The sequence below is a fragment of the Paraliobacillus sp. JSM ZJ581 genome, assembly GCF_044383835.1.
Lineage (GTDB): Bacteria > Bacillota > Bacilli > Bacillales > Amphibacillaceae > Paraliobacillus.
Window position 1 is genome coordinate 217,985 of sequence record NZ_JBISEP010000001.1, and the last position, 12,109, is coordinate 230,093.

11 protein-coding genes are annotated in these 12,109 nt (G+C 34.3%); all 11 read right to left on the reverse strand.

Annotated elements, in window-relative coordinates:
* Nucleotides 1–18 precede the first annotated feature (18 nt).
* The 11 genes from ACH6CY_RS01160 to flhB are packed head-to-tail and all read right to left on the reverse strand — an operon-like array spanning nt 19 to nt 12,108.
* On the reverse strand, nt 19–1,386 hold the full coding sequence (locus ACH6CY_RS01160; protein ID WP_374065368.1) for a flagellar assembly protein A: 1,368 nt from the start codon (nt 1,384–1,386) through the stop codon (nt 19–21).
* 18 nt (nt 1,387–1,404) lie between these two features.
* Nucleotides 1,405–2,184: a FliA/WhiG family RNA polymerase sigma factor gene (locus tag ACH6CY_RS01165; protein ID WP_374065369.1), complete on the reverse strand. Its 780-nt coding sequence runs from the start codon at nt 2,182–2,184 to the stop codon at nt 1,405–1,407.
* Nucleotides 2,185–2,220: 36 nt separating this feature from the next.
* The gene (locus ACH6CY_RS01170; RefSeq protein ID WP_374065370.1) at nt 2,221–2,724 is read right to left on the reverse strand and encodes a chemotaxis protein CheD; all 504 of its coding nucleotides are present in this window, start codon (nt 2,722–2,724) and stop codon (nt 2,221–2,223) included.
* Nucleotides 2,724–3,356, reverse strand: a complete 633-nt coding sequence (locus ACH6CY_RS01175; RefSeq protein WP_374065371.1) for a chemotaxis protein CheC — start codon at nt 3,354–3,356, stop codon at nt 2,724–2,726. The genes ACH6CY_RS01170 and ACH6CY_RS01175 overlap by 1 nt, the downstream gene beginning before the upstream one ends.
* An 11-nt stretch (nt 3,357–3,367) precedes the next feature.
* A complete protein-coding gene (locus ACH6CY_RS01180) occupies nt 3,368–3,850 on the reverse strand; it encodes a chemotaxis protein CheW (protein WP_374065372.1) in 483 nt (160 codons plus the stop codon).
* A gap of 15 nt (nt 3,851–3,865) precedes the next feature.
* Entirely contained in the window at nt 3,866–5,902 is a 2,037-nt protein-coding gene (locus ACH6CY_RS01185) for a chemotaxis protein CheW (RefSeq protein ID WP_374065374.1), read from the reverse strand.
* Entirely contained in the window at nt 5,889–6,974 is a 1,086-nt protein-coding gene (locus tag ACH6CY_RS01190; RefSeq protein ID WP_374065375.1) for a protein-glutamate methylesterase/protein-glutamine glutaminase, read from the reverse strand. The genes ACH6CY_RS01185 and ACH6CY_RS01190 overlap by 14 nt, the downstream gene beginning before the upstream one ends.
* Nucleotides 6,975–6,980: 6 nt before the next feature.
* The gene (locus ACH6CY_RS01195) at nt 6,981–7,844 is read right to left on the reverse strand and encodes a MinD/ParA family protein (protein WP_374065376.1); all 864 of its coding nucleotides are present in this window, start codon (nt 7,842–7,844) and stop codon (nt 6,981–6,983) included.
* Complete coding sequence (gene flhF, locus ACH6CY_RS01200) at nt 7,837–8,973, reverse strand: flagellar biosynthesis GTPase FlhF (RefSeq protein WP_374065377.1); 1,137 nt, start codon at nt 8,971–8,973, stop codon at nt 7,837–7,839. The genes ACH6CY_RS01195 and flhF overlap by 8 nt, the downstream gene beginning before the upstream one ends.
* Nucleotides 8,970–11,003, reverse strand: coding sequence for a flagellar biosynthesis protein FlhA (gene flhA / locus ACH6CY_RS01205; RefSeq protein WP_374065378.1), 2,034 nt, complete (start codon nt 11,001–11,003; stop codon nt 8,970–8,972). Before flhA ends, flhF begins: the two co-directional genes overlap by 4 nt.
* A gap of 25 nt (nt 11,004–11,028) precedes the next feature.
* Nucleotides 11,029–12,108 (reverse strand): flagellar biosynthesis protein FlhB, encoded by a 1,080-nt coding sequence (gene flhB / locus ACH6CY_RS01210; protein WP_374065495.1) that lies wholly within the window; start codon nt 12,106–12,108, stop codon nt 11,029–11,031.
* Between the last annotated feature and the right edge of the window lies 1 nt (nt 12,109).

A 12,109-nucleotide genomic window follows, 5' to 3' on the forward strand; every position in this document is an offset into this window, starting at 1 on the left:
CAATTCACATCCTTAGTTTTATAGTGACTGTATAATTATTTCACCATCTTCTAAATATATTTGTGAATATTTTCGTGGTACAGTAATCGTTTTTTTATATTTACCAAAACTCAATTCTACATTTGGATACATCGTACCTTTCACAATTAAACGGACTTCTTCCTCATCCCCTAAATCAACTTGTAGCGTGTCTAATTGTGCATCAATCTGTTCCATTTTTTCATTGCTTTGTTTTAACGAATTACGTTGTTTTAATAATAAAATACGTTCTTTCACATTCATTTCATTTGATGGCTTTGCTTTTAATTTATCACCAAGAATATGTAATTTTTTTATGTTATCAGCTAAATCCTGCTTCTCCTTATTCAACGCATTCTCTAATTCATAATTCTTTTGGTTAATCCCAATCGATATTTCAGTTTTGGTAGACATTTTATTACCTACATCTTTCACTTGAATCGATTTACCAGAAGAGCAAGATCCCCCAATAATATGACCAGAGTTACAAATAATACGTTCTTTTGCAACACAACGGCTATGCATAATCGAATTCTTAATAATGATATCTTTACCAGAATCAATAATTGCTTGATTTGCGTAACCAATAGTCACATCTCCATTAGCTATCACTGTACCTTTACGTAAACCAGCTATACCTTCAGAAATAAAAATATTCCCTTTTGCTTCTAAGTAAGCACCTTCGACTAAGCCATATACATAGATATCTCCTTCTGCTTCAACGCGATATCCTGTTGGAACATTTCCTCTTATTACAATAGAGCCAACAAATTTTAAATTACCAGTTTCTAATGATAAATCAGTATTTAGCTCATATGTATCAAATACATGAATAACTTTATTACCAATACTCAATTGACCATCAATAGCTGCGTAAAAAGATTGTTCTTTTTCACTATATACAACATTTTTACCTGCCCTAATCTTTACCGGTTTCCCTTGTTTTGCTTGTACTTCTTTGTCGGAAACTGTTCTACCATTTTTTCCAGATGTAGGAGAAGAGATAACAGCTATTTTTTCACCTTTTTTTAAAGAAGGAATTTTCTTTACATCACGAAAATCCCTTCTTTCTTCATGTTCAACTATTTCATTCTGTGTACATACATAGGTTATTTGTCCATCTTCCCCATCTTCAGCAGGAAGACCAGCAGCTATTTGCATAGGAAAAGTAAGACTATTTGCCTCATTATTGACCAGTTTTTTAATTAATGCCTGATTTATTCCGTATTCAACATGATGAGCAGCTAAGAAAGATAAGATAGTCTGTTCAGTCAATACTTCCTTTTCATAGTCTTGCTTTTGATCGAGTATTGCAGACATCTTATCTTTAGATATATCTACTTTAAAGATTTCATATAGAGATTCCATCGTTTTATCCCTCTTTTATTATAACAAGTTTTTAAAAGCTGTACTTAAAGATTTCTTCAATTTAAAAATGGCTTGTTTATGTATTTGTGATATACGGGAAGTCGTTAAACCTAAAACTTTTCCTATCTCTGTGAATGTCAACTCTTCTTTGTAGAATAGACTAATAACCATCTGTTCATTTTCATTCAATAATGTAATACATTCTGCCAAATCATTTAAATTCTCTGTATTAACTATTGTTTCTTCTGGTGAAGGATTACGATCATCTGGAAGATTGTAACCGATGCCTTCTTTATAGTTATCTTGATGCTCCGTTGATTTATCTTCAATAAACAATAAATTGGAAAATAATGAATCTTTAATGACTTCTTCTACTTCACTTTTGCTTAATTGTAAATACTCGGCAACTTCAGAAGCAGAAGGCTCCCGATATAAACGTTGTTCTAGGAATTGAATCGCTTGTTCAATTTTTTTTGCCTTGTCACGAGTCGAACGTGGTAACCAATCTTCTTTACGCAATCCGTCCATGATTGAGCCACGTATACGAAAGGACGCATAAGTAGCAAATTTAAGATCTCTCGTATGATCAAATTTGTGTAACGCATCAAAAAGTCCAAACAATCCAAGGCTTCTAATATCATCTTTCTCTATACTTTGTGGCAAGTGAGCAGCAATTCGTTGAGTATGATAATGAACAAGATAAAGGTAATGTTCAACGAGTTGATTCGCTATTTCATTATCTTTACTTTTTATCCATTGATCCCATAGCACATCAATTGTCGGGTTCGAAGTAGACAAGCTTATCACCTCATTGTTAGCTAATTTCTATTGAAACTAAATCTGTTGTTCACCCATATTAACGGTTCTTATATTTAAAATACCAGTTGATAAAATAAACTCAATTGTTCTACCGCTACTTCCACCAACATCTTCTGCAATAATTGGTATACCAAGTTGTTTTAAGGCATGTTTTACTGCTTCTTCATTACGTTTTCCTATTTTTAACATATCATTTGTTGAACTAAAAGAAAACATTTGTGCTCCACCAGCAATTTTAGCTTTTAAACCATATTTTCTCGCGCCTAAGCTAATTAATTGGTTCATTAGAATGGGAATAGCTGTATCCGCATATTTCAATTGATTAAATTCACTTTTTTTTGATAAAGTTGAATCTGGTAACATGATATGAGCCATTCCTGCTATTTTCATTGACAAATCATATACAACCACACCTACACAAGAACCTAAACCAGAAGTCCGTAAATGATGTGCCGGATTTGTGACTGTTTTTAAATCAGCAATACCAACTTTAACGATATCTATTGTTTGTGTAGCCATTATTTCGACACACCTAGTTGATCAAAAATTTTAGGAAAGGACTCGGGATCTGGCAAAAGAAAAAAATGTCCTTTGATTGGTTCTCGTTCGCTATCAATATCGTTAATAAATGTGTCAATGATAATTGCATAATCACTTTCCTGAGACAATTCAATTAATCCTTGTGTTAAAATCGCTCCTGCCATATCAATATGCAGTAATGGTACTGATGGTTGCATTAAGATATGAATGAAATCAGATAAAGCAGATAAATAGGATCCAGCTAAGATATTCCCCATTTCTTGAAGAGCTGATAGTCCCATTTCATCAAAAGGCGGTTGCTTTATAGAGAAATCTTCCATTCCTGTCATTTCTTTCACGAAGGATTCTGCCTCATCTGGTGATAATACAAAAAACATATTCCCAGGGGCTTCACCGTTAATTCTTAGGAAAACAGACACAATAAGTGTATCTGGTCCACCAACCAAATCCATCATTTCATCAAAATTCACTACTCGAACAGCAGGGACTTTCATGTCTACTTTTCGATGCAAAAGTGTAGAAAGGGATGTAGCTGCATTTCCTGAACCAATATTACCAACTTCTTTTAGCGCATCTAATTGGTTGTCATTTAATGATTCAATATAAGACATGTAATCACCTTCTAACTTTCTGTAGAGTATTGATCTTTGGACTCAACTATATTTAATACTCGATCCATATCTAACAAAATAAGTAAGCGATCGTTCAATTTCGCAACACCATGAATATAGTCTACTTGAACTGAGCCAATTACTTCTGGCGAAGGTTCGATCGCATTTTTAGGAATATCTACAACATCATAAGCAGCGTCAACAATTAAACCAACTTCCACATCTTTGATTTGTAATATTATAATTCGGGTACTTTTTGTATTTTTATAATTTGAAAGCTCAAATCTTTCTCTCAAATCAATAATAGGTGTCACAACACCACGAAGGTTGAATACACCTTTAACATATTTAGGAACCCCAGGAACACGTGTAATAGGCAACATCGTTTCAATTCCACCAACATAGGAAACAGGCAATGCATACTCTTCATTGTTTAATTGAAAAACGATAGATTTTAACCGTTCATTTTGCGCTTCTATTATCGTATCTGTCATTTTTAACATCCCCTTTTATTTAATTAATGCATTTGTATCAACAATTAAAGCAACTTGACCGTCACCTAATATAGTCGCTCCCGAAATCGCAAATACATCTGTTAAATAATTGCCTAGTGATTTTAATACAATTTCTTTTTGCCCTATGAATGAATCAACTATTAAACCAGCCATTTTGTCTCCTTGTCTAATAATTACAATAGAGTGGAACGCTTCATCTTCTTTATCACCAGGGATTTCAAAGATATCGTGTAAAGAAATTAATGGTACCACTTTTCCTCTGAAATCAATTACTTGTTTATTGTGTGCATGCATGATTTCATTTTTATTTATTATCGCTGTTTCAATAATAGAGGATAAAGGAATGGCATACTTTTCCTTACTAACTTCAACTAACAGTACTGAAATAATAGATAATGTTAGTGGTAACTGAACAGAAAATAGTGAGCCTTTACCATACTCAGATTCAATTTCGATCGATCCGCCTAATGATTCAATTGTATTCTTGACAACATCTAAGCCAACACCACGACCAGAAATGTCAGAAATTTGGTCTGCTGTCGAGAAGCCACTTGCTAAAATTAATTGATGTATTTGCGAATCAGACATTGTTGCTAATTGGTCTTCGTCAATTACACCATTGCTAAGTGCTTTTTTAATAACTTTTTCTTTATTTATACCAGCACCATCATCAGATATCTCAATAAAAACATGGTTTCCACTGTGATACGCATTTAATTTTAATGTTCCTTTTTCTGACTTTCCTTTCTCTACTCTTTCCTTTGGAATTTCAATACCATGATCCAATGCGTTACGAATAAGGTGAACTAAAGGATCTCCAATTTCGTCTATCACCGTTCGATCTAACTCTGTTTCTGCTCCTTGAATGGATAGTTCAATTTGTTTGTTTAAATCTTTTGCTAATTGACGTACCATGCGTGGAAAACGATTAAACACTTGATCAATTGGTACCATGCGCATATTAAGGATAATGTTTTGCAAGTCTCCGGAAATTCGTGTCATATGTTCTACCGTTTCTTGTAATTCTGCATGTTTCATCGTCCCGGCAATTTGTTCTAAACGGCCACGATCAATAACTAATTCTTCAAATAAATTCATTAAAGCATCTAATCGATCAATGTTTACACGAATCGTTTTACTTGTTAGCTGGCTAGTTTTACTATTTTTTTTGCTCTTAGCCTCTTTGTTACTTGTACTACTTGATTTTTGCTTACTTGCTTCAAGTGAGACGTTCTCTGTTGCTTCTGGTTCAAAAGATTGTTTTACATCAAACGTTGAAACGATGACTTGTGAAATCTCCGACACTTTCATTATTTTCTGTTTGACTGTTTCTTTATCTTCTTGGGTAATAAGAAGTACAGCAAAATCATTTTCAAAGTTTTCTTCCTCTAGTTCCGCTACAAGTGGTTCAGATTTGATGATTTCACCCATCTGTTCAAGTACTTCAAAAACCATATACACTCTAGCAGCTTTTAATAAACAACCTTCATCTAATTGAATATTCACTTGAAAATTGTTAAATTTCTTTTCTAATGACTGTTGTAGTACGGTTGTTTCAAATTGGTCAAGCGAACCAATCTTTATCGTTTGTGTTCCATTTTCAGAAGCATCTACTGGATTTGAATCGTTTGTTTTAATATGTCGAATTGGTTCTCCTTCTTCAATGGCTTTTAATTGTGCAACTAAGTCAGAGACATCTTTCTTTCCATTTCCTCCATCAATAATATCAAAAACCATAAATTCCAATTGATCTACAGCTTCAAAAGCAATATCAATAATAGTTGAATCTAGTTGGAGCTTGTCATTTCTAACAGCGTCTAATACATTCTCCATTTTATGTGTTAGATCGGCTAAATCTTGATACCCCATTGTTGCAGACATCCCTTTTAGCGTGTGAGCAGATCGGAATATTTCATTAACTGTATCCATGTTTTTCGGATCTTTTTCCAACTCTAACAAATTACTATTTAACGATTGGATGTGTTCTTTACTTTCTTCAATAAAAACATCTAAGTATTCATTCATTTCCATTGATTTCACCTCTGGATTTCATTTGTTTAATTAGCACATGACTGATCTCGGGTAATTCCGCAACAAAATTTACTAGATTCGTTTTCTCAGCAGCTTGAGGCATACCGTATACAACACATGTTTCTTTAGATTCAGAGATTGCAATTGTATTTTTCTTTTTATTTTTCAATGTGATTAATCCATTTGCACCGTCGTTTCCCATACCAGTCATTAATACGGTATACACTTGATAAGAACTTAATGTCGCCAATGATTCAAATAGCACGTCAACAGATGGTTGATGCCCATTTCTTGGGGCTTCCTTGTTGATGCGGATAATGTTTGCACTTCCTCTACTTTCTACGCGCATTTGATAACCGCCTGGCGCGATATAAGCAGTGCCATTTCTAAGTATTTCTCCATCTTCTGCTTCTTTCACTTCAATTTTCGACATATTATTAAGGCGTTTAGCTAAAGATTGAGTAAAGCCAGCTGGCATATGTTGAACAATGACAATAGGAGATGGGAATTCTTTTGGTAATTGTGTCAAAACTTGTTGTAAGGCTCTAGGTCCTCCCGTTGAAGTACCGATTGCTACGATTGATTTTGTTTTCCTTACGTTCAGTTTGACTTGTTGTGTAAATGTGGAAACAATAGGTGCTTTTTTTTGTTTTTCGGCTAAATTCGGTATATTAGCATGAACGGCTTGTAATACTTTAGTCTTTATCTCCTCTTCTTTTTCCCTTATATTTAACGAAATAGATCCTGAAGGTTTTGTAATAAAATCAACTGCACCAAACGAAACAGACTCTATTGTTCTATCTGCCCCTTCTTTTGTTAAGCTAGACAACATTACTACTGGGCGGGGTTTTTTTGACATAATCTCCTTTAACGTAGTTATACCGTCCATTATTGGCATTTCGACGTCTAACGTTACAACATCAGGATTATAATCGTCTATTTTCTTTAATGCATCCTTCCCGTTACGCGCGGTACCTACCACATGAATTCTAGGATGTGATTGAAGTATATCTGTAATTATTTTACGCATAAACGCTGAGTCATCAACAACTAAGACATTTATTGTATTCATGGCAGTCTACCTTTCTTTTACAAATTTTATTAGCTTGTTTATAAAAGCTGAAGGACCGTTGTTCTGATTCTTTATACCCCCTGTTTCATACTGTGCAACTAACTCATCTAGTGCACGAGTGATTTTAGCTTTAGGATCAAATATTGAAAATGGCGTCTGTGTTAAAACTGCTTTTGAGACTACTTTATCTTTTGGTAATATGCCTAATGGAATAATATCTTTTTGTAAAAAACGCTTCATTACTTGCTGTAAGCGCTTTGTTGTTTGTTCACCCTCTTTATTTGATTGAGCTTGATTGACTAATAGATACATTAAGATGCCGTGATCATAATAATGAATATGTTTCATCATTGCATAAGCATCCATCATTGATGTAGGTTCAGGTGTTGAAAGGATAATAATTTCATCTGAAGCTAACACATAACGCATAGTATCCAACGATGCACCTGCACCCATATCTAGAATGATATAGTCATACTTAAGGATAAGTTCATCTAATTGGTTCAGAAAAAAATTCTGTTTCTTTTCACCCATGTGAAATAATTCTCTTAAGCCTGATCCACCTGCAATATAAGATAATGAATAAGGTCCTGATTCCATAATATCATAGACAGACAACTCTTTTTCATATAAATCAACAATTGTTTGTTTAGCTTGTACCCCCATTAAAATATCTATATTACCCATCCCTATGTCTAAATCGAATAAAAGAACTTTCTTATTCATTTTTGAAAGTGTAATAGCAAAGTTTAATGAAAAATTAGATTTACCAACCCCACCCTTACCACTAACAACCGCAATTGTTTTTGCTTCTTTGCTACGATTCATTTGATTGATTCTTTTTCTTAGATTTGTGGCTTGATCAAGCATTTTCAGTCGCTCCAACTACTAAATGACCAACCTTTTCACCAGTCACCTCGAAAATATCATCGGGAACATCTTGACCTGTCGTAATATAGGCAATACCAACATTATTAGGAATAGTAATATTGAGCATAGAGCCATATGAGGCTGTTTCATCCGTTTTCGTAAAGATAATTCGTTTTAATGGTATCGTATTAAATTGTTGATAAATCGAAACTAGATCACTTGATTTGGTTGTTAATGATAAAACTAAATAGGTGTCAATGTCATGTTTTAAATCGATAACTTCTCCTAACTCTTTCACATATTTAGGATCCCTAAAGTTTCTCCCAGCTGTATCAACTAAAACTAGATCATAATTTTTAAATTTTTCTTTTGCTTTTTTATAATCATCTAGTGTGTAAACAATTTCTATTGGAACATCTAATATCTTTGAATAAGTTTTTAATTGTTCAATTGCAGCAATTCGATACGTATCAGTAGTAATAAGTGCAACATTTTTTTTGTCTTGCAACATACAATTAGCAGCAATTTTGGCAATCGTTGTCGTTTTCCCAACACCTGTAGGGCCAACTAAATGGATGAATTGTTTATCGTACGTTACACCACCACAGCCTATATGCTCTAACTCTGTTTTAATTTCCACTTGTATGAGCTGCTTTACCTGATCAACAGTCATATCTTCATCATGGAACTGCTGCTCGACACGTGACACAAGTTCTTGCGCCAATGATTCATCTACATCTTGTTCAACCAATAAGGTATAGACTTCTTCATAAACTTGCGGAAAAGCACTTATCTGTTGACTAGCATTATTTTTTTCTACCCATTTACGTAGAGAACGAACCTCATCCAAGACTAGTTGCTGGTTATCACTAGCTTGATTAGTCTCAGGAAAGGCAGACTTTGAAAATGGTAAGCCTTCATCCCTTTTCAATTCATTTGTAGCATTGTTTTGTGCAAGATCAGGATCAATCGCAGCAATGATTTCAATGTTTCTTTTTTTAAATAAACCTAAAAATCCACCTGTGTGAATTACTTTAGAATTAAGTATTACCGCATCATTTCCAAGCTCTTTTCGAATTTTCGACATTGCTTCTGGCATCGTAGGAGCAATATACTTTTTTACCTTCATGCTACATTCACCACCCCTATACTTTGAACGTCAAGATCTGGTTCAAGCTCATTAAAAGACAGTACAACAACATGTGGGAAAAACCGATCAAGCAATTGTTTGACAAACATTCGTATAGTAGGTGAACATAATATAATAGGTGTTTCTTCCTCTAATGAAACATTTTCCACCTTTTCAGTAACAGATCGTATAATTTTCTGTTGTGTATTAGGGTCTAATGCTAGATAGCTCCCATGTTCCGTGTTTTGAACATGATCAGCAATCAATTGCTCCACCTCACCTGCAATTGTTATTACTTTTAGTGTACCACCTTGTTGCATATATTGTTTCGTTATTTGAGGAGCTAATGCCTGTCTTGCATATTCTCCTAACAGCTCTGTGTCATTTGTCATCTTTCCAAAGTCAGCTAATGTCTCAAAAATAACTGGTAAATTACGAACGGAAACTTGTTCACGCAATAATTTAGATAAAACCTTTTGCACATCTCCAATCGATAATGGTTCAGGTGTCACTTCTTCAACTAAAATAGGATACGACTCTTTTAAGTGATCAATTAATTGCTTCGTTTCTTGTCTACCTAATAGCAAGTGTGCATGTTTTTTAATCACTTCCGTAATATGTGTAGAAACGACTGATGGAGGATCAACTACCGTATAGCCAGATAATTCTGCATTATCTTTGTCATCTTCATTAATCCATTTAGCAGGCAGTCCAAATGCTGGTTCTGTTGTGTTAATTCCGTCAATTTCATCATCGTCATCTCCAGGAATCATCGCTAAATAATGATCTAACATTAAATCACCTTGAGCCACCTCATTCCCTTTAATCTTTAATTGATACGTATTTGGACTAAGCTGAATATTATCCCGAATACGGACCACGGGAATAACAATTCCTAATTCAATAGCCAATTGTCTACGAATCATCACGATTCGATCCATTAGGTCTCCTCCTTGATTCGTATCTACTAATGGGATAAGCGAATAGCCAAATTCGAATTCAATTGGATCCATACTTATTAAATCAACTACATTTTCAGATGATTGCATTTGTTCACTTTCTGCTTGTTCTTCTTCCATTTCATGATCAACAACTGGTTGAGATGTCTGGCGAGATAACCAATATGCACTAAAGCCTAAGATGGATGCAATAGTAGTTGTTAACAAGAAATTTATTGGTGTGAAGCCAAATAAAAATATTGTTCCAGCTGCAATGTATAGGAGCTTAGGGTAGCGCAATAATTGCGTTGTTACATCACTACCAAGATTCCCTTCGGAAGAAACTCGAGTGACAACAATACCAGTAGCTGTGGAAATTAATAATGCTGGTATCTGGCTTACTAGACCATCTCCAACGGTAAGCTGCATATATGTACTAATGGCTTCTTGAAAACTCATTTCCTTTTGCATCATACCAATGATTAATCCAAATATAATATTGATAAGAACGATAATGATTCCGGCTATTGCATCACCTTTTACAAATTTACTAGCACCATCCATTGAGCCATAAAAATCAGCTTCTCGCTCAATTTTTTCACGACGTGCTTTTGCTTGTTGCTCATTGATCATTCCAGCATTTAAGTCGGCATCAATACTCATTTGTTTACCGGGCATGGCATCCAAAGTAAAACGAGCAGAAACTTCAGATACACGCTCACTCCCTTTGGTAATAACTAAAAATTGAATAATAACTAAAATACTAAACACAACAAAACCGACTAGAGGATTACCGCCAATAACAAATGTCCCAAAAGTGTCTACAACACCACCAGCATCTGCTTCAGATAAAATAGATCGAGTTGTTGATACGTTTAAGCCTAGTCGAAATAGTGTTAAAAGAAGTAATAATGAGGGAAAGATAGAAAACTGTAACGGCTCACTTGTATTCATAGATACAAGAATAACGATTAAAGCTAAAGAAATATTAGTTAATATAAGAACACTTAATAGCCATCCCGGTAAAGGAATAACTAACATCACAATAATTAAAATAACACCTAATATTACGGATAGATCACTTACTTTCATTATTTCCTCTCCTAACTTATATCTCTCACGCCTTTTTCTCCATTTGATAAACATAGGCTAAAACTTCTGCTACTGCTTGAAAGAATGTTTCGTCAATGATATCGCCAATTTCAACATTGGCATATAATGCTCTTGCTAAACGTCGATTTTCCACTTGCACCACTTGATTTGCATTTGCAATTTCTCTTATTTTCAATGCAACAAAATCAACACCTTTAGCAACAACATAAGGAGCATCTGCTTTTTCTTCATCGTATTTAATCGCGACAGCGTAATGCGTTGGGTTTGTTATAACAACATCAGCATTAGGAACTTCACTCATCATTCTTCTCATTGCCATTTGACGTTGACGTTCCTTAATTTTTGCTTTAATTTGTGGATCACCTTCAATATTCTTATGTTCATCTTTCAAATCATTTTTTGACATTCTGATGTTTTTTTCATAATCATATCGCTGATAAGCATAGTCAATTACAGAAAGAAGTAATAATGCAATGGAAGAAAAAATTCCCATTAATACTGTAACATTGCCAAAAAAGGCTAATGCACCATCTACACTTTTTCCCGCTAACATCATCATTTCATCTTTGTTCATCCACAAAATAGAAAAAGTGATCGCAGCAATTACAACAATTTTCAATAGCGATTTAACTAATTCAACTAAAGCTCTGGCCGAAAAAATTCGTTTTGCCCCTTGAATCGGGTCAATTTTATTCAATTGCATCTTCAACGGTTCTCCTGTAAAAAGAAAACCAATTTGCATAAAGTTTGCGGCAAGTCCGGCAACAATAGCAACCACCATAACGGGAGCCAGTGTTTTAGCTATATAAGCCGTCACTTCCACCATCATGGTATGAAGGTTATTTTGTGTAACATCCCAATGTATGTATTCTGTAAATGACTTTTGATAGAGGCCTGTCATTTGATCCTTCCACATACCACCAATTACAATAAATAATAAAAATACTAAAAATAACAAAATTGCTGTATTAACATCTTGACTTTTGGCTACTTGCCCTTTTTTTCTAGTATCTTGACGCTTTTTTGGAGTTGCTTTTTCTGTTTTTTCACCAGCAAAGAACTGCAGGTCCAGCTTTAATTGCATG

Excerpts from the sequence above, each read along its gene's own strand:
- ACH6CY_RS01160 (WP_374065368.1), bottom strand. The coding sequence starts at position 1,386 with ATGGAATCTCTATATGAAATCTTTAAAGTAGATATATCTAAAGATAAG.
- ACH6CY_RS01170 (WP_374065370.1), bottom strand. The coding sequence starts at position 2,724 with ATGGCTACACAAACAATAGATATCGTTAAAGTTGGTATTGCTGATTTA.
- ACH6CY_RS01175 (WP_374065371.1), bottom strand. The coding sequence starts at position 3,356 with ATGTCTTATATTGAATCATTAAATGACAACCAATTAGATGCGCTAAAA.
- ACH6CY_RS01180 (WP_374065372.1), bottom strand. The coding sequence starts at position 3,850 with ATGACAGATACGATAATAGAAGCGCAAAATGAACGGTTAAAATCTATC.
- ACH6CY_RS01185 (WP_374065374.1), bottom strand. The coding sequence starts at position 5,902 with ATGGAAATGAATGAATACTTAGATGTTTTTATTGAAGAAAGTAAAGAA.
- ACH6CY_RS01190 (WP_374065375.1), bottom strand. The coding sequence starts at position 6,974 with ATGAATACAATAAATGTCTTAGTTGTTGATGACTCAGCGTTTATGCGT.
- ACH6CY_RS01195 (WP_374065376.1), bottom strand. The coding sequence starts at position 7,844 with ATGCTTGATCAAGCCACAAATCTAAGAAAAAGAATCAATCAAATGAAT.
- flhF (WP_374065377.1), bottom strand. The coding sequence starts at position 8,973 with ATGAAGGTAAAAAAGTATATTGCTCCTACGATGCCAGAAGCAATGTCG.
- flhA (WP_374065378.1), bottom strand. The coding sequence starts at position 11,003 with ATGAAAGTAAGTGATCTATCCGTAATATTAGGTGTTATTTTAATTATT.
- flhB (WP_374065495.1), bottom strand. The coding sequence starts at position 12,108 with ATGCAATTAAAGCTGGACCTGCAGTTCTTTGCTGGTGAAAAAACAGAA.